The 18,105-nt window shown below is 42.1% G+C and carries 15 protein-coding genes and 1 riboswitch; of the genes, 7 read left to right on the forward strand and 8 right to left on the reverse strand.

The window, feature by feature from the left end; translation table 11 throughout:
- Positions 1-47: 47 nt before the first annotated feature.
- On the forward strand, positions 48-551 hold the full coding sequence (locus YK48G_RS05570; RefSeq protein ID WP_203629742.1) for a DNA-3-methyladenine glycosylase I: 504 nt from the start codon (positions 48-50) through the stop codon (positions 549-551).
- 309 nt (positions 552-860) lie between these two features.
- Here the strand turns inward: YK48G_RS05570 and YK48G_RS05575 are convergent, their stop codons facing one another.
- The 5 genes from YK48G_RS05575 to YK48G_RS05595 form a co-directional block, all read right to left on the reverse strand.
- Positions 861-1,397, reverse strand: a complete 537-nt coding sequence (locus YK48G_RS05575; protein WP_232365292.1) for a GNAT family N-acetyltransferase — start codon at positions 1,395-1,397, stop codon at positions 861-863.
- A 146-nt stretch (positions 1,398-1,543) separates the two neighbouring features.
- On the reverse strand, positions 1,544-1,996 hold the full coding sequence (locus YK48G_RS05580; RefSeq protein ID WP_203629775.1) for a MarR family winged helix-turn-helix transcriptional regulator: 453 nt from the start codon (positions 1,994-1,996) through the stop codon (positions 1,544-1,546).
- Positions 1,997-2,226: 230 nt separating this feature from the next.
- A complete protein-coding gene (locus YK48G_RS05585; protein ID WP_203629744.1) occupies positions 2,227-2,976 on the reverse strand; it encodes an SDR family NAD(P)-dependent oxidoreductase in 750 nt (249 codons plus the stop codon).
- A gap of 382 nt (positions 2,977-3,358) precedes the next feature.
- Positions 3,359-6,139: a cation-translocating P-type ATPase gene (locus YK48G_RS05590; protein WP_203629745.1), complete on the reverse strand. Its 2,781-nt coding sequence runs from the start codon at positions 6,137-6,139 to the stop codon at positions 3,359-3,361.
- Between the two features lie 113 nt (positions 6,140-6,252).
- Complete coding sequence (locus YK48G_RS05595; protein ID WP_203629746.1) at positions 6,253-7,674, reverse strand: aspartate ammonia-lyase; 1,422 nt, start codon at positions 7,672-7,674, stop codon at positions 6,253-6,255.
- Positions 7,675-7,980: 306 nt separating this feature from the next.
- Here YK48G_RS05595 and YK48G_RS05600 point away from each other — a divergent pair, with 306 nt between their 5' ends.
- The 4 genes from YK48G_RS05600 to YK48G_RS05615 all read left to right on the forward strand — a co-directional run bounded on the left by YK48G_RS05600 (position 7,981) and on the right by YK48G_RS05615 (position 13,309).
- A complete protein-coding gene (locus YK48G_RS05600) occupies positions 7,981-8,577 on the forward strand; it encodes a DUF3862 domain-containing protein (protein WP_203629747.1) in 597 nt (198 codons plus the stop codon).
- Between the two features lie 164 nt (positions 8,578-8,741).
- Positions 8,742-9,314, forward strand: a complete 573-nt coding sequence (locus YK48G_RS05605; RefSeq protein ID WP_203629748.1) for a TetR/AcrR family transcriptional regulator — start codon at positions 8,742-8,744, stop codon at positions 9,312-9,314.
- Positions 9,314-9,904 (forward strand): NAD(P)H-dependent oxidoreductase, encoded by a 591-nt coding sequence (locus tag YK48G_RS05610; RefSeq protein ID WP_203629749.1) that lies wholly within the window; start codon positions 9,314-9,316, stop codon positions 9,902-9,904. Before YK48G_RS05605 ends, YK48G_RS05610 begins: the two co-directional genes overlap by 1 nt.
- A 432-nt stretch (positions 9,905-10,336) precedes the next feature.
- Positions 10,337-13,309 carry an MMPL family transporter gene (locus YK48G_RS05615; protein ID WP_203629750.1) on the forward strand — a complete coding sequence of 991 codons (2,973 nt, stop codon included), beginning with the start codon at positions 10,337-10,339 and terminating at the stop codon, positions 13,307-13,309.
- Between the two features lie 138 nt (positions 13,310-13,447).
- Here the strand turns inward: YK48G_RS05615 and YK48G_RS05620 are convergent, their stop codons facing one another.
- The gene (locus YK48G_RS05620; protein ID WP_203629751.1) at positions 13,448-14,137 is read right to left on the reverse strand and encodes a TenA family protein; all 690 of its coding nucleotides are present in this window, start codon (positions 14,135-14,137) and stop codon (positions 13,448-13,450) included.
- Positions 14,138-14,156: 19 nt separating this feature from the next.
- Positions 14,157-14,753 (reverse strand): ECF transporter S component, encoded by a 597-nt coding sequence (locus YK48G_RS05625; RefSeq protein ID WP_203629752.1) that lies wholly within the window; start codon positions 14,751-14,753, stop codon positions 14,157-14,159.
- Between the two features lie 200 nt (positions 14,754-14,953).
- Positions 14,954-15,048: riboswitch (TPP riboswitch) on the reverse strand.
- 223 nt (positions 15,049-15,271) lie between these two features.
- On the opposite strand from YK48G_RS05625, the gene YK48G_RS05630 reads away from it, so the two are divergent.
- Both YK48G_RS05630 and YK48G_RS05635 read left to right on the forward strand, forming a co-directional pair.
- Positions 15,272-15,745: a hypothetical protein gene (locus tag YK48G_RS05630; RefSeq protein ID WP_203629753.1), complete on the forward strand. Its 474-nt coding sequence runs from the start codon at positions 15,272-15,274 to the stop codon at positions 15,743-15,745.
- A gap of 472 nt (positions 15,746-16,217) precedes the next feature.
- On the forward strand, positions 16,218-16,538 hold the full coding sequence (locus YK48G_RS05635) for a magnetosome magnetite crystal formation protein family (protein WP_203629754.1): 321 nt from the start codon (positions 16,218-16,220) through the stop codon (positions 16,536-16,538).
- 69 nt (positions 16,539-16,607) lie between these two features.
- Here the strand turns inward: YK48G_RS05635 and YK48G_RS05640 are convergent, their stop codons facing one another.
- On the reverse strand, positions 16,608-17,993 hold the full coding sequence (locus YK48G_RS05640; protein WP_232365293.1) for a L,D-transpeptidase family protein: 1,386 nt from the start codon (positions 17,991-17,993) through the stop codon (positions 16,608-16,610).
- Positions 17,994-18,105 lie beyond the last annotated feature (112 nt).

Here is an 18,105-nt window from a genome sequence, read left to right on the forward strand (position 1 = left end):
CTCAAACCATCATCACTATAGTTAAAAAAGTCAACAAGGTGGTTCAAATGGCAGACACTAAAAGTGGCGTTCAAATTTATCACGAATTATTTGGCACGGAGGTTCACGATCCGCGAATTATGTTTGAAATGTTGACGGTCAACGTCTTTCAACCTGGCCTTAACTGGCGGGTGGCGGCTAGTAAAATCCCCGTTTTTGATAAAGTTTTCAAGCATTTTGACGTTCACCTAATCGCTAACTTTACCGAAATGGATCTCGAAGCCCTCGAAGAAAATCCAGAAATGATTCGCAATCCCCGCAAAATTAAAGCCGTCGTCCAAAACGCGCGGGCCACGGTTAATTTATCGCCCGAGTTTAAAGACTTAGCTGATTATTTATGGTCATTTAAACCAACTAACGCCATCGTCGAAGGCCCCTTGGGTCATGACGCCCACGGCCTAGGCGCCAAAGTTGCCAAGGATATGAAAAAGCGCGGTTTTACCTTTGTGGGGCCAACCACCATGGAATTATTACTAGTTGGTACCGGCATCTTAAAACATCAAGAAAACTAAATAAAGTGGCTGGGGCGATTAAGGCGCATGCGCATCTTAATCATCCCAGCCACTTTTATTTAAGCAATTTTGGCTGCCATCGTTGCCGCCGTCAGCCGCTGAACCTTTCCCTTCACTTGGAAAAAGGCCTCACACAATTGCTGTAATGCTGCCATTGCTTCTGTTGAACGGACAGCTTGTTCTTGATTAATTGATTCAATAACTAAAAGCAGTTTGAATGTGATTATCAATTCCTTGAAGTGTCATCACCTCAATTTGGATCTCAGGAAACAAATCAACAACGGCTTGGTCCAAAATCATTTTCTTCATTTATTGGCTGACATCGGCTTTATCTAATTCTTTTTTTAAGATTAAATCACGCTGGGGACTATCCCCTAAGTTAAAGACGTGGTCGCCGATTTGTTTAAAACCCATCCGGTCATAAAATGCCAGCGCGTCAGGATTGTTTTCCCAAACGCCCAACCAAATGGCTTGCTTGGATAATTTTTTAGCTACGGTTATCGCTTGAGCAATTAATTTTTGTCCAAGTCCTTGTCGTTTAAATTCCGGTAAGATATAAATTCGCTGGACTTCCAAAGCTTCATCACCCATTTGTTCTGTCTGGGCTGATGAAACATTGATTTTTAAATAGCCGGCAGGGACGCCAGCCACTAAAATAAAATAAAAAGCGGAATTCGGGTTCGTTAACTCTTGTTTGAGTTGGGCTTCACTATATGAACGATCCAAATACTGGGCTAAATCTGTTTTCGTATTATATGCGCCAAACGTATCTGCGAATGTCACCCGGCTAATTTGCTGTAATGCGGATAGATCTGCAAGTGTACATTTCTTAATTAAGATTGTCACAAAAAACTTCCTCTCCAAGTTGGTTAAATTCGGTAGTTTAAAACCATTAAACCGGCCAAAGCTTTCACAGTCTTGCATATCTCCAAACAAAAGCTTTTACGGTTGCTTAGAAACTCAATGGCTGGCTTTCGTCTGCTATCGCTGCTCTAATAATGCCGCCGATTTCCCTTTTTAACGTATTCCCAATCACCAGCAACGTTATTTCTAACTTTCAGCAAAAGTGCCGCCAATGTGTCAGCTTCCGCCGTTGTCAAGCCGGTTAACGCAATTTGATTCGAATAGCGATTTTCCCGCTGAATCAACGGATAGCGCTGCTTGCCTTCCTCAGTTGGAAAGAGCCGCTTAATTTTCTTATTGACCTCATCGGCTCGCCGTTCAATTAACCCGTTAGCCGCTAATTTTCGAATGGCGCGAGAAGCCGTTGTGCGATCAACCTTAATCATCTCCGCCAGTCGTTCTTGAATAATGCCCGGGTGCTCGCAAATTCTCACTAAGTATAAATATTGACCTTTTGCTAAGGTTAATTCTTTAAACTCAATATTGGCAATTGAATCCAGCGCCCGAGCAATATCACCGATTGGCCGCAAAATTTCCGCGATGATTCTCACTCCCATCATGATCAATTTAATAGGATTATCATAAACGAATTTTGTTGCAAATGCAATAAATATATCAAATCATCCTTTTAAAAATAATCTTGAGCATGAGCAGAACAACCAGCCAGCTATCTTTTCACGGCCAAATAAAAAAATGGGGCTGAATAGATTTGAATGACGCACCAAGTTCATTCTATTCGAACCCCATTTTTTACTTCTGATTTAATTATTAGCTACTGGGCTAAGAAGCCACCGTCAATTGGTAATTCAACCCCGGTAATAAACGACGAGGCATCGGATGCTAAAAACAACACCGCTTTTGCAACTTCGCTTCTTTCACCTAGTCGCCCAAGTGGAAACAGCTTGCCAAGGTCATTTTCGGCAACCCCTAACGAAACGGATGCATAATCCGCCATCCCTGTTTTAATATAGCCCGGATGAATCGAATTGACTCGAATATTTTCTTTAGCATATTCGACGGCAGCATCCTTAGTCATTGTTCTGACTGCCCCTTTACTAGCACCATATAAAATATGGCCGGCAGAACCGCCAATCCCAGCGATCGAAGATGCATTAATGACTGAGCCGTGGTGATGAGCTGCCATTATCGGCAATACGTGCTTTAGCCCTAGAAATACGCCTAATACGTTGATTCTCATGAGCTTATTCCAAGTTTCAACCGTAAGTTCTGGGATTTTGCCAATAATATAAATTCCTGCATTATTGAATAAGATATCAATTGTACCGAATTTTTCAATCGTCGTATTAACGACCCGCTCCCAATCAGCTTCATTGCCAACGTCTTGCTGAATAAATAAAGCGTTTTGGTTGTTTAATTCAGCTTCAACCTTTTTCCCAGCTTCAGCATTGATATCCGTGAAAACCACTTTTGCTCCTTGGTCTAAGAACAATCGCGTTGTTTCTAACCCAATACCAGCAGCGCCACCAGAGATAATCGCAACTTTTCCATCTAATTGTGCCATTTGTTTTGCCTCCCAAAATAAAGTGAGCGGCGTCGGGCCTTAAAATCGATCATCCAAGCCTCCAGAGACAGAAATGATCGAATTTAAAGTTTTGCCTAAGCGGCCTCTACGCTGCTTTCACCCGACGCTACTATACCAAAAATAAGAATTCATGCTTACAATTTGTAACCAAAGTATAACCCGCTGCAGATAATTTGGAAGCGTTTGCACTTGGTAGTTCTATTACCGGTCGTCAATGATGATTAGTTGCGAAGTAAGGTGTGCCCAGCCCATAAAAAATATGGGAACAGCAGCTTGATATAAATCAATTCAACTGCCTTCCCATATTTTTAATCGTCATCACTAAATAGTTTAGAAACTATTTCTTGTTCCCCCGGGGTCGTTAACGCACATGTTTGATTCTTCTAACTAACCATTTACGCCCCTCTTCAAAAAGGAAGAGCGGTAATGGAATGCAAAACAGAAATCCCCAAGCAACCACATTTAACGGACCCGTATTAAAAATTTCTTGAAGAAACGGCTGATACATCAGACAAGCAATCAAGCCGATTTCGACGCCAATTCCCAACCAGATCCGGTGGTTACTGAATAAACCGATTGAAAAGACGGATGATGTTTGCGTCCGACAGTTCATGGCAGCCGCAATCTGGCAAAAAACAATTGCTCCAAGCGCAATCGTTGTCGCTTCGGCATAAGCCACCCCAGAAGATGCCAACGGGATTTTTGGCCAGCCATTTAAATAGTTCATAAAGAAGTATGCCCCCGTTGAGATAATGGAAGCCGTTAACCCGTATAAGCCAAATGCCTTCCAAATAATTGCGTGACTTAGCAAATGACTATTTTGCGGCCGTGGTGGCTGATCCATAATCCCCGGCTCCGCTTTTTCGATGCCCAGTCCAAGGGCTGGTAATAAGTCCGTCCCCAAGTCAACTGTCAAAATTTGCATAACCGTTAACGGCAACGGTACTAATCCGCGAGTCACCAAAAAGATCACGGAAGGCGCGGCTTCGGGAACGTTACTATTCAAAATATACAGTAAGAACTTCTGCAAGTTACTATAAACCGTGCGGCCTTCTTCAATTGCGCTCACGATTGAGGCAAAATTATCATCGGTTAAAATCATATCCGCTGCGTCTTTGGCAACGTCAGTTCCGGTTAAGCCCATCGCAATTCCAATGTCAGCGCGTTTTAAGGCCGGCGCGTCATTGACACCATCCCCTGTCGAAGCGACAATCTCACCGTTTGCCTGACACATTGAAACAATTCGGAATTTATGTTCGGGGGCTACCCGGGCAAAGATGACCTCCCCGGAAACTGCGCGCCTCAGGTCAGCATCACTCATTTGATCGAGCTCATCACCGGAAATTACTCTGGCTTTATCTGACGTGATCCCAATCCGGACAGCAATGCTTTTGGCGGTGATTGGACTGTCACCAGTGACCATAATAATGCGAATCTTAGCGCGTTGACAATTTTTGACGGCGGCAAAGATCTCCGGTCGCGGCGGATCAGCCATCATCACGAGGCCTACAAAGACCATGTGCTTTTCAGCAGTCTCAATCGTATAGGCATCAATTGCCGTTTGATTTAATGGGTCACTAGCCCCTACTTCTCGATAAGAAAATGCTAACGTCCGCAATCCTTGTTTAGCATATTGGGCGTTAACTTGTTCAATTTGCCGGCGGTCTCCTGCAGTTAAGGGCCGCGGTGTCCCGTTAACTAAGATTTGATCACAAATAGCCAATTCACTACTTAACGCGCCCTTTGTTTCAATTAAGGGCGTGCCCTTAGAATCTTTAGTAATGATCGTCATCAGCTTTCGCCCGGAATCAAACGGTAATTCCTTTAGGCGGCTAAACTGCTGTTGCAGCATTTTAGCATCAATCCCCGCCTTTCTGGTCAAAATTACCAAAGCGGCTTCCGTTGGCGTTCCGAGGATTTTAGCCTGACCACCAGTTGGATCTTCGTTAACTTCAGTATCATTGTTCAAAGCCGCAATCGTCAATAAGCGGTTGAGATCTCGGTTCCGGGTTAAATCAACCGCGGCACCATTTGATTGAATCTGGCCGTTATTAACATAGCCGGTTCCCGTCACTTCATAGTCGCCGTCAGCTAACCAAATGTGATTAATCGTCATCTGATTTTGCGTTAGGGTACCGGTTTTATCAGAGCAAATGACGGTTGTTTCCCCCAAGGTTTCGACGCTATTTAAATTTTTTAACAACGCATGTTTTTTAGCCATTCGTTGCGTCCCTTGGGCTAAAGAAAGCGTGACGGTCGGTAATAATCCTTCAGGAATAAAGGCCACAATCATCCCTAACGCAAAAATAAATGACTGTGCAATCGGATAATGCACGAAGAAAACGGCCAGCAGGAAAAACGCAACCCCCAGCATAATGGCGATCACCGTTAGCTGGCGCGTTAAATGATTTAATTCCCGCTGCAGGGGGTAAATCACTTTCTTTTGGGTTTCCGTCAATTGAGCAATCCGGCCAAATTCAGTCTGCATGCCAGTAGCCACAGCGATTGCGTGAGCCGTTCCCTTGGTGACAATTGTGCCGGCAAAAACGATATTTTGTTGGGCAAATTCCCCATCACCATGCCGATAGCCGTCAGCCTTTTCAACTGGTACCGATTCACCGGTTAAAGACGATTCATCTACTGCTAAATTCGAACTATTAAAGATGCGGGCATCGGCTGGCACCGAATCACCTGCTTGAATTTGAAACAAATCCCCAATGACTAACTGCTCAACTCGAATTTGCTTGGCCTGACCATCGCGAATGACTTTAACATATGCTGGCAGCATCTTCTTCAACGAATCCGTGGCTTTTTGAGCCGCGTGCTGCTGCCAATATGAAAAGCAGCCATTAATCACGTTAACTGCCCAAATTGCAATTCCAAGTTCCATCATGCCAGCAAACAGCGCAATTATCCCAGAAACCCATAGTAAGATTGCCATCAATGACGTAAAATTTTCTAAGAAAATCAAAATCTCTGATTGGCGCTTTCCTTGGCGGATTGTGTTTGGCCCATAATTCTTTAAGCGTTCGTCAGCTTCATGCTGTGTCAAACCGCTCTTCTGAGTATGAAATCGTTCAATCAGTTCCTCAACGGTTACTTTGGCGGTTTCGTCTATTTTTGTCGATTCAACGTGCTTCATTTCCCTCATCACCCTTGAAGTTCTATGACTAGATATCTGTGTAGACACCATCATTATATTCTTTATCGGCGATGAGGGAATCATCTCTAACAATAAATTTTTCAACCAATTGGCTAATGATTAGCCGACGCCGTCTTGGCTGTAGCCGCGGTCGCTGGTTTAGAATTGGTAAGCGTTGCTGGTGAAAACAAGTCATCAATTAATGGCTCAGCTAACAAATGCTGCTGTTTAACAAGTTCTTTAACCGACTTTTTCTCGGCGATCGCTGTCTTAATTAATTCGGTTGTCTTTTCATATCCCAGAATTGGCGAGAGGATTGTTGCCGTAATTGATGAATGGGCCACTTCTTGTTGACAGTGCTTTTCATTAACTTGAATCCCAGCAACGCAATTGGTCACAAGCGTTTCAATGGCATTTGCCAAGTGCGTTTCGCTCATTAAAATGGCCCGAAACATGATCGGCTCAAAAGCATTTAATTCAAGCTGACCGTTTTCTGCCGCTAAAGTCGTCGTGACATCGTTGCCAATAACTTCAAAGGCGACTTGATTAACCACTTCTGGGATGATTGGATTAATCTTTGCCGGCATAATTGAAGAACCTGCCGCCCGCTTTGGCAATGATAATTCGTTAAACCCAGCCTGAGGGCCGCTTGAAAGTAAGCGTAAATCATTACAAAACTTAGTCAAGTCCACTGCCAAAGTCTTAAGTGCGGCCGAAATGGTTGTAAAGGCATCACTGTTCTGGGTGCTATCAACCAAGTCATCTGCTTGTGTCAATGATAAATGGGCCACTTGGTTTAGCAGTGGGACCACTCGCTGCTGATAACCAGCCGGTGCGTTGATCCCGGTTCCAATGGCGGTCCCACCCAAATTGACCGTCTCAAGTGCCGGTAAGGTCGCTTTTAAGCGTTGAGCATCACGGCGAAACATGGCGGCGTACGCGGCAAAACTGCGGCCAAACGTTGTTGGCACGGCATCCTGTAACTGAGTCCGCCCAACTTTGATTGCCTGGGCGTAGGTTTTGGCCTTATCATCCAATGTACTCGTCAGTTTAGCCAGCGCATCCTTGAGCGGTGTCAGCTTTTTTATCATTGCCATTTTTCCAGCGGTTGGGTAAGTATCATTTGTCGACTGGGAACGATTAACATCATCATTCGGGTGAATCTTAACCGGTGTGTGTCCGTCCTTTGCACTCAACCGCATTGCTAGTTGCGCAACAACTTCGTTCACATTCATATTAGTTGACGTGCCAGCACCGCCCTGAATTGCTGGTACCAGGAAGTCATCATTGTTACTGGAAAACAACAACTGATTACAAGCCGAGACAATTAGAGTCGCTTTTTGAGCACTCAAGTTGTTCGCTTGCTGGTTAGCTAGTGCCGCTGCTTTTTTAATTTGCAAATAGCTCTCAATAATTACTGGATTAACTTTTTCACTGGTAATTGGGAAATTGTGGACCGCTCGTAATGTATGAATCCCGTATAATGCATCATCTGGAACAAATAATTCTCCTAAACAATCCTGATCAAGTCTCATTTCAAATCTTCCTCTCATGTCATATTTATTAACATTTATTCACAGACTATAATATATGCCAATTTCGTTAAATGTCAATAGTTATCTTTTAAAATCAGTTAAATTAATATATACCAATTAGTAACATTGGCGTGGTAGTTATTTACCAATTTGATTTATCTAAGGATTCCGAACGATTTAATGTCATTAAATATAACACTAGCCATGTTTTCAATAATTATCTTAAGATTTTCAATGACTTTATCCACCGCTATCGAACTCTGGTATCTTTAATATAATGAATTAAACTCATTAGAAGGTCAAAAAATGAAAAAAAGATGGCAAATCATCACAATCGTGTTTCTTGGAATTTTTTTAAGTGCTTGTAGCAATCATGCTTCGCAAAACCACGCTCATTCAAAAGCAAACCAGGTGGCACCGATTACTCGAGCCGATTATAATCACATCAAATTGGCAAATATCACAACTCCTAATAAAGGCGGTACTTCACAAAGCGCAATTATCCGCCGATTCGGCAAACCCAGTGCCACAAAAACCATTTCAATTACTGGCCAATCCAAGAAGCATGCCGTCCAATATACTTGGCATCATTTAGCCAAAAGTTTCAAAGCCACTTCGCTTACCGTTGAATTTCTTTCAAAACATGCCGTTAGCAAAAGCTATCTGCTAGCCAATAATCAACGCAAATTAACCGCTGCCAGCACACTTAACGCCATTAAGCCAGGAACTTCCTATCAGCAGGTTATGAATCGCTTGGGATTTCCCGTTTCCGAATCAAAAACCGGCTCCGGCCGCTCAATGGCGACTGATGTCCTCTACGTAACCAATAAAAAGGGCAATGCTACCAGCCTCATGTTTATTGCCAACAAACTCCAATCTAAAACTTCAACCAAAGTCAACTAGTTTGCTAATTAAATAGTCTCGCGACGGTCTCAACAATCGATTTTTGGAAATAGTCAATTGCTGAGACCGTTTTTTTGAACGGCATTAATTGTGCATGAATCTTTACAACTATAGGATAACAGTGTTATCTTTAGACTATTCCAATTCAAAGGAGCCCTTCTCAATTGGCAGGAAAAACTAACCACACCAAAGATGATATTGTTACCCTGACCATTCGCTTAATTAGTCAACATGGCTATCAGCAAATTTCACTTCGGCGATTATTAGGCGATTTACACCTCACGACCGGATCGTTTTACAAGCATTTTAAAAATAAGGATGATCTTTTCAAAACCGTTACCGAGGTCATTTCAACAACCTTAGGCAGGCAGGCCCAACAGCAGATTGCCAAGCTCCATTTAACCCCATTTGATTCACTCGTTTCTCTTGGCGCATTTTTGGTGAACCAATTTGCTACTCAACCCTACTTGATGGATTTTTTATTCTTTAACCCTACTGCAATTAATCTGTATCAGGCAGTTGAAACTGGTCATCATTTTATTCTCTTAGACTATACCCGCCAGCTGATTGAAGAAATTGTGTCCCAGTTTGGCTTAAGTGAATCCAGTGACACCCTCTTTATCAAAGTTTGGTCGTTTATCCAAGGCTATGGCATCCTCGTTCGCAATCATGCCATTGTTTATGACGACGCCTTATTAAAATCCGCTGCTAAAGAATTGATTGGAGTTGAAAAATAATGAAAACGATCGTTGTTATTTACTGCCACCCATATAAGAAAAGCTTTAATCACGCTGTTTTAGAAAAAGTGCTCCAAAGTTTAATTGCTCAAAGTCTAAATCCCAAAGTTCTGGACCTGTATGCTGAGCAGTTTGATCCCGTTTACGATTTAGAAGAACTACGGCTATTTCATACTGGCCAAACTCACGATCCGCTGGTAACTGAGTATTTACAAGCGCTCAAAGATGCAGCTGGCGTTATTTTTATTACACCAATTTGGTGGAACAGCCTTCCAGGTATGCTAAAAGGCTTTATTGATAAAGTCATGAAGGAAGGCGAAGGCCTGTCTCACACTGTCAGCAAAACTGGCATTAAGGGCGAATTAACCAATCTCAAACGCGCTTACGTTTTAACTACCTCGACATCGCCAACCTTTTATTTGCGGCTATTTTGTGGCAATGCCATTCAGAAAATTTTTATTCACAAGACCTTGAAGCAACTCGGCGTTCATAGCGGCAAATGGCTTAACTTTGGCGGTATTACGAATTCAAGCCTCAAACGACGTCAACGCTACCTCCAGTCGGTTACTAAGATGTCATTTCGTTTTTAGTGGTGAGCCGTGAAATTAACCCTGCTAATGGTCGCTTTCAATCACGGGGTCATTATTTAGTTGAGGAACACTGACCGCAGCCAGTCACGCTTTACATTTTTGTCATTAAGTTAGTACGTCAAAAAACGTTTTCTTCTCTAGCTCCCAAAACCTTTAATAATTTTTTATGGGTTTTCAATTAAATCAAAAGATTATTTTAACCGCGTTCACTTAACGGGTTTCGAATGGCTCAATTCATGTTAAAATGTATGATGTATCTGTTGAACTTCAATGTAAGTTCACAACTATTTTGCACTTTTAATTTCATTCGAATTTAAATCAGCCATCGCAACGTTGATTCTCGATGACCCTTTAGTCTTTGCGGTGGTTTTTATGAGTGCTCAATTTAATGAACCACACAATAATTTTGATCTAGGGAAAGGAAGAGAATTGATGCACAATTTCAGAGAAAAACACATCTTACCGCTTATTATCTGGATTGGCTTGGTATTGATCGCGGCGTTCACGTTGCCTAACATCTCCCAACTAGTCCGCGATAAGGGAAGTGTCCGCTTACCCGCAACTGTTCAAAGCGAGGTTGCCCAAAAAATCCAAAAGAAATCTGCGGGGGGCAAAAACGTCCGAACACTCATTGCCGTTTTTAACAACAAACACGGCAAACTAACTGATGAACAGTCACTTCAAATAGGAACGGCCGTTAGTCAAATTCGTAGCGATCCGGATTTACATATTGTCAGTGTTACCAGTGCCGGCGATAATGCCGCGGCTAAAAAGCAATTAGTTTCAAATGACGGCACCACTGAAATGGCCATGATCACTGTTCCAAGCAAATACAAAGTTAAGGGGCAAACCAAAGCCGTCCTCAACAAAATTAAAACGCCAGGCCTGCGAACTTACGTCACTGGCGCGGATGTTTTAAACGAAGACTTTTCGGCAACCACCGAAAAAGGCCTTCAAAAGACCGAAATTATTGCCGCGATCTTTATTTTCCTGGTCTTAATTATTGTCTTTAGATCCTTCTTAATTCCAGTTATTTCGCTTCTAACGGTTGGGATCTCTTATTTAATTTCACTTAATATCGTCATGAACTTGGCCCAGCGGTACGGTTTTCCAATTTCTAACTTTACCCAGGTCTTCTTAGTGGTGGTCCTCTTTGGAATTGGGACTGATTATAATATTCTGCTATACGATCGCTTTAAAGAACAAATCAAAAAAGGCCAAACAGCCGTTGCGGCAGCTCGTACCGCACGGCGGCATGCTGGCCGAACCATTCTTTACAGCGGTTCATCTGTTTTGATTGGGTTTACTGCTTTGGCACTTGCTAAATTTTCATTTTATCGTTCAGGAGTAGGTGTGGCCGTCGGCGTGGCGGTCTTACTGTTAGTATTGCTGACGCTTAATATGTTCTTTATGGCAACATTGGGTGAAAAACTCTTTTGGCCAAGTAAGAACCTGGCTGCCCATGATAAAAGTGTTGTCTGGCACTTCTTATCAAAGTTTACTTTATCGCACACATTTGTGATGGTTGGCATTCTCGTAATTGCTTCTGTTCCGCTACTATTTGTTGGTTCGCAAAAGCTCAACTTTAATAATGCCGACGAACTTCCCAACAGTGTTCAATCAAAGGCCGGCTACAATCTTATCAAAGAACATTATCCGGCTGGAACATCCGGCCCTTCAACTCTTTATATTGAAAATAAGAAGCCCCTTAATACCCAACAATATTTAGCTGAAATTGATCAGATAACGGGTTATTTAAAGGCGGAGCCAGGCGTCAAATCCGTAGCCTCAGTTACCCGGCCAGGGGGAACCAAAATCGAACAACTGTATCTTAAGAGCCAGTTAAAGACCCTCACGGATGGTTTGGATCAGGCCAATTATGGCATCAAGAAAGTCCAAAAAGGATTAGCAAGTGCTAATAAAAAACTTGCCAGTTCCAATACTTCAGAGAGCCTTGCTCAGGTTCAACAATTAGCGGATGGTGCCAGTCGGCTCCAATCAGGGGCTCAACAATTGAGTAACAGCCTTTCAACTTACACGGCTGGCGTTAACAGCTTAGCCAGCGGCTCCCAGCAACTTAGCCAAGGCGCTTCTTCTCTTTCATCCGGCGTCGGTCAATTATCTACCAGCAGCCAAACATTAAATTCTGGCATTCAACAATTACGTTCCCGGACGGCTCGCTTGCGGGCACTTCGTAGTCGGGTAAGCCGTTTGGCAACTGGATCAAGTCGTCTTTCTTCTGGATTGGGTCGTCTTCGTTCCCAGACTACCCCATTTTCAAGTGGCCTTAATCAATTGAATAGTGGTGCCAGCCAACTCCAGCAAAATAGTGCTTCGCTTGTCTCTGGCGCCCAAAGCGTTGCCAGTGGCAGTACCGAGGTCAATAATGGCGTCCAAACACTGAGTTCGAAGATGAAAGCATTACAATCTCAAATGCAACAGCTTCAATCAGGTTTAACTTCTGCTAACGCCGGTCTTTCAAAAGTCAACGCAGGTACCAATACCGTGAATGATTACTTAAAAGAAATGCAAAAATCTTATTTGGGTGATACATTCTATATGCCAAAAGCAAGTGTTAAGAGCCCAACTTTTACGACTTCCTTAGATGCGTTTATGTCTAAAAATCGCAAAATTACCAAAGTAACCTTCATCTTAAACAGCGACCCAAGTACCACTAAGTCTGCTGATCGTATCCGAACCATTACCAGGGATGTTAATGCTAAACTCAAGGACTCTTCGCTAAAAAAGGCCAAAGTTGCCATTGGTGGTCAAAGTTCGCAAACTGCTGACTTACAAAAAACGGCTAACAGTGACTTCTTGAGAACCGTGGCAATTATGTTAGTTGGTATTGGGATTGCCCTCATGTTTGTTACCCGGTCATTGGTTCAAGCGTTAACCATTATCGGTACGTTAATTGTCACCTACTTCGGTGCTTTACAAATTACCAAATGGTTATCAGAATATCTGTTATTCCAAAACATGTTAACTTGGAATACCCCATTCTTCAGTTTCATTATGCTGGTTGCTTTGGGGGTTGATTATAGTATTTTCTTGATGATGCGCTATCGAGATGACGCCAGCACAATCACTGATGTCAGAATGCGGATACTTAACTCCGCTACCATCATTGGAACCGTGGTTATTTCCGCGGCAATCATTTTAGGTGGTACCTTTGCCGCCCTCATTCCATCCAACGTCTTAACCTTAATTCAAGTGGCCATCACCGTCATTGTCGGTTTAATCATTTTGGTTATTACATTACCAATCATCATGAGTGCCATGGTCAAGTGGACTTACCCTTATGTCAACGATAAGATGTATAAAAAGTCGTTAGCGAATAAAGATAGTGCCCAAAATCGACGGACCCAACAACCGGATACAAGGGTTGACAATCATACCAAGTAATTAGCTTTTTACGTTTAACCTACTCATCGACTCACTTAAACTACCCTTATATTGAATTTAAAAAACGGTCTCATTCCCATGATTTGTGAAGGAATGAGGCCGTTTTTTAACTTAATAGGCTGTAAAAGCCAAAAGCGTTTAACGAGTTAATGCATTTACTTTTTCTTGATCCAATTGCCACTGTTCGTGTTTGACGCACATATCCCAATAGTGCAGTTCATATTCACTACTATATTGGAATGCCAACCGCATTTTGTTGCGGCCGTTATCAGTCGTGCCTGCCGCCAGCTCGTCTGTTAAATCTAGCATCTTTTGATTGAGTGATCCAAACTCCTCCGAAGCACAGAAGTCAATAAAGTCTTTATACGCTGGTTTAGTTTGAAATCCTCGTTTGGCAATTTCCCGAAACATTTCAGTATAGGTCCAATAACAAGGAACCAAACTGGCTACCCCTGCCTCGATCCCCTGTTGTTCAAATTGATAATACATGTTTGTAATGTAAGCATAGGCGGTTGGGGCAACCGGTACAGAATCAATTTCTGCTTGCGTCAGCTTTAATTCGTCATAAATTGGGCTGCGTTCGCTAATTTCATTACAAAGATCCACCAAATGAGTTAGTAAGTAAGCCTGATCTTTATTAGTCATTTTGGCGGCAATCTTTTGATGAAGATCGTAGAAGGCGACACAATATTTATTGTCCTGGATAAAATAATACCGAAATGCTTCTGGCGCCAAAGTCCCGTCCGTCAAACCCGTTATAAAGGGACAGTTAAAAATCTGTTGCCAAACAGAATCATTGGCTTGTCGTAACTGAGTTGTAAATTTCATCATTTTCCTCCACTATTTACTATTTACTTGATTTACTAACATGATTCACTTGTAACTTGGCAAACGCCCGATCAAAATTAAGGGTGATTAGCTTAACCAAAACACCGTCAAATACTAAGCTTGAGATAGTTGAGATGGCAAACAAAGCGATAATCATGCCAACCCCATAATGACTGTATCCGGACGTAATAAATGTGTATCCAAACCCCAATAAGTTCGCACCAAAAGCGCCTAATAAACAACTTGTCCAAGAAAACTTCTGATAGCCATGTGGGAAAAAGCCAAATTCGTTACCAACTCCTTGCAAGAAGCCTACAATTACGGTCATAATCCCCCACTGGGCACCGAAAAACATTTCAACAATTGCGGCTAATGTTTCGCCAATAATTCCGGCACCAACCGTTGGCACAAAATATAAACATAAAGGAGCTGAAATATACCACAGGCCTGAATACAAGCCATCGACAAACGGGCTTAAACCCGTTGGCGTTAGGGCAATTTTGGTAACGTTATACAACGTGTCAACCCCATAAAAATAGATGGCCCCACAAACAATCCCGATTAAAGTTACTGTAATAATCTGCCTAACATCCCAATGTGGTGATCGAATGTCCATTATATTCACCTCAATTCATCATGAAAACAACTTGTTCAACAAACGACCAATCGATTAAAATCACTTTTACCACTAGAAATCCTGACTCCCACCAGTTGGTCGCTTTTTTAGATAGCTGGTTTACATCAGTTTAATTTTTCCAATAAAAAAGGACCTCCTCTACAAAAAGAGTGGTCCTTAGCCAGGCAAAAACTCATTACGAAATGACTAAGTGGTCTTCCTACGTCAGTACTAACTGATTCAGGTTCCATGGGTATTTCTCAGCTGGATTTAACCGGCACCCCAGACCACAGATTAAATTATTTTGAACACTGTCATTAAACACCTAAATTGTAGTGGCTGTCAATCGTTTTTTGACTGAACACTTTTTACTAAAAAGTTCCCTTTGCTCATCTTCATTTGACAATTTAACCCAATTAACGTTATAGTTTCTTAATATAATCTGTCATTAATTTACTAGTTTAATGGCAAACTAATCCTTGTAACCCTTCAACTTTATTCTACTAGGAGCATCCACCATGAAAAAAATCGTCAAGTTAGCGACAACTATTTTGGCTGGTCTTTTATTAGGTATTACCGGTAATCAGATAGCATCCGTCCCAGCTCATGCCGACACATATTATCAAGTCGGCAAAATTCATCATCAAACCCCAAAAAAGTGGCAGGGAAATTGGTATTCTTACGTTAATGGCCGGATGTGTATTACCCATATCAATCAATATTCCGTTACGCAATCATACAAGGGTAAAAAACATACCCTTTTTAAAAGCAGTTGGCACGGTTATAAAAAGTTAGCTGTTGCTAAAATTAAAGGCAGCAATCGTTATACATTTAATGCATACGCGCAACACGGTTATCAAAGTGATCGGGGATGGGGAGTCGCCCACCGGACGATCAATGGACAAAGAATTACTGTTTTGCGAGACTACTCGTCAATGGGATCATACGTTGATCTTTTTCGGGCTCCCGTTTACAAGTCATATTCAAACTAATTTAGGACAGCTTTACTAAGCGGCAACTTCTGTATGAGTTGACTTGGTTTACTCGTTTTTAGGACAGCTGTGCAAAGCAGAAAGCTCCGTGTAAGCACCTTGGCGAAAAATTCCAAGCCCGGGAATTTCCCGCCAAGGAGCCTTACCCTCCGACGGCCGTGAAACGCCTAGCCTATTTGCGATTTCTAAGCGCTTTGCTCCGCTCACTTTTTTAGGACAGCTGCACAAAGCAGAAACTTCCGCATAAAACATCTTGGCCAAAAATCCAAGCCCGGGATTTCCGGCCAAGATGCCTTATGCTCCAGTTTCTAAGCGCTTTGCTTCGCTCACTTTTTTAGGACAGCTACGCAAAACAGAAGCTTGCACCTAAGTCTACCCGACCAAAAATCCAAGCCCGGGATTTCCGGCCGGGTAGACTTAGGCTCCAGCTTCTAACTGTTTTGCTCCGCTCACTTTTTTTAGGAGGCCTCGAATGTCACCAAATAAAATTGTTAACGCGCTTTCTTATTTATCAATCGTCTTTGCACCCTTTATCTTCCCGTTTATTGTTTGGTTAGTAAGTAAGGACTATCCAGATATGCACGAAACGGCTAAACGGGCCTTTATGCTTCACTTGATTCCGCTTGTGCTATCTGCACTGACAATTCTGTTATTTACAATCACTGTCATTTCTTCTAGTGGCAGTAATGGTGTCGCTATTTTATTCGCCATCGTTGTCACCCTTGTCGGCATCATCGATGTTGCTATGTTTATCTACAACCTGTACTTGGGAATTAAAATTTTAATTGATTAATTTAAAAAGACGAGTTTCTTAGCCGTTTTCACATTCGAATTGGCTAAGAAACCCGTCTTTTAGTTAAGTTTAATAATAAATGAAGACCGGTTCATTTGTGTGCGTATACTTCCAAACCGTTGGCATTCTCGATGGTGGGTTGTTTAAACAGCCATGAGAATGATATTGCGCTCTCGCACTTGGATTACCATATACAGATGCAGGCTGCCATGGTGAGTCATGCATGCCGACACCTGAATTGGTTAACGGTTCCCAATAGCTAACCTTTGACGCATACTTCGAACCATTATCGTTCTTTCCTTTCAACGTGGTATTTCGCTGCTTATACATAATGTAGTATGCCCCTTGAGGCGTCTTATTGCCACCAGTCAGCGTACCAGACATTACCGGAATCGTTGTGATTAACTTACCATTGTAATAAATATATTCCTTCAAATGATTCAAATCAATCGCAACGTAAGTTTTTCCGGCTCCCTTAACACCGTAACCGGTTCCTAGGGCATAGTGTTTCAAATTCATTGTAACTGAATGCTTCTTGCCCATATTTTTTAGTAAGTTCTGCTTGAGAGCTGTTTGATTAACTCGCCAGCCGTACGTGCCACCAGGAACTTTTACTTTTCTACCCTGATGCGTTGTAATCTTGACAGGTTTGCCAAACGTATCAACTTTGTTAGCGAACTTTGCAATCCATGCCTTTAGCTTTGTTGAATCAAATTGGTAATCACCATTAGCGGTTGGATAACCATTGGCAACCCAGTTTTTGACCTTAAATTGGTATGATTGATGATACGTTTTCAAAGTAACCACATTTTGCAAAGTGGCCTGCAAATGTTTCTTTTGGTTCGCAACTTCACTGCTATTTGGTGAAGCATAAGCGTCTTTTACCATCTTAACAGAAATTAATAAGTGACTCTTGGCCTGTTGTTTAAACGCTTTAACCATCTTTGCTTTATCCAGCGTATTGCCAGCCTTGCCCGCTTTAACGACGATTTTGCCATCCTTAAGGAGAACCTTGGAATTAACCGTTTTTTCTCTTGAACGATTAATCTGGTCAATTCGTTGCTTAAACTTAGGCAATAAGACCGTCATTCGATAGGCTAATTGTTTATTGGAAATATCTGGTTTAGCACTCAAGTTCTTAACCGCAACCGTACTCATCGAACTGCGATCTTCAAATAACTGCTTGACATCCTTTGAATTAACTTTAATCCTGGAATCTTTGACAACCAAATAATTGCCATCCTCATCAATGTGCGACGTGTTTAACTTTTTAGTCGCTTGAGCCACCGTTAGCCCAGAAACACTGATGTTATTAATCTTGGTAAATTTAAAGTGATTTTGAAAATAAAGATGAGAACCGACAAACCCACCAAAAATCAATAACCCAATCCCAATCAGAATTCGCTTTAGGCGTGGCCTTTTTTTCTTTTTAAACTTTTCCTTGCGTGATATCACTGCTGCCTACCCCCTAAGCAAGTTTATTTCATACCTATTCTACGAATTTTCTCAACGACATACTATTAAATTATCACTAAGTTACAATACTTAACGAAATCTTCAAACTTTT

The organism is Lentilactobacillus fungorum, assembly GCF_016860605.1.
Lineage (GTDB): Bacteria > Bacillota > Bacilli > Lactobacillales > Lactobacillaceae > Lentilactobacillus > Lentilactobacillus fungorum.

Bases quoted from the DNA above. Each gene is read 5' to 3' on its own strand.
- YK48G_RS05590 (WP_203629745.1), bottom strand. From the start codon at position 6,139: ATGAAGCACGTTGAATCGACAAAAATAGACGAAACCGCCAAAGTAACC.
- YK48G_RS05600 (WP_203629747.1), top strand. From the start codon at position 7,981: ATGAAAAAAAGATGGCAAATCATCACAATCGTGTTTCTTGGAATTTTT.
- YK48G_RS05615 (WP_203629750.1), top strand. From the start codon at position 10,337: ATGCACAATTTCAGAGAAAAACACATCTTACCGCTTATTATCTGGATT.
- YK48G_RS05610 (WP_203629749.1), top strand. From the start codon at position 9,314: ATGAAAACGATCGTTGTTATTTACTGCCACCCATATAAGAAAAGCTTT.
- YK48G_RS05635 (WP_203629754.1), top strand. From the start codon at position 16,218: ATGTCACCAAATAAAATTGTTAACGCGCTTTCTTATTTATCAATCGTC.
- YK48G_RS05630 (WP_203629753.1), top strand. From the start codon at position 15,272: ATGAAAAAAATCGTCAAGTTAGCGACAACTATTTTGGCTGGTCTTTTA.
- YK48G_RS05570 (WP_203629742.1), top strand. From the start codon at position 48: ATGGCAGACACTAAAAGTGGCGTTCAAATTTATCACGAATTATTTGGC.
- YK48G_RS05625 (WP_203629752.1), bottom strand. From the start codon at position 14,753: ATGGACATTCGATCACCACATTGGGATGTTAGGCAGATTATTACAGTA.
- YK48G_RS05620 (WP_203629751.1), bottom strand. From the start codon at position 14,137: ATGAAATTTACAACTCAGTTACGACAAGCCAATGATTCTGTTTGGCAA.
- YK48G_RS05595 (WP_203629746.1), bottom strand. From the start codon at position 7,674: ATGAGACTTGATCAGGATTGTTTAGGAGAATTATTTGTTCCAGATGAT.
- YK48G_RS05585 (WP_203629744.1), bottom strand. From the start codon at position 2,976: ATGGCACAATTAGATGGAAAAGTTGCGATTATCTCTGGTGGCGCTGCT.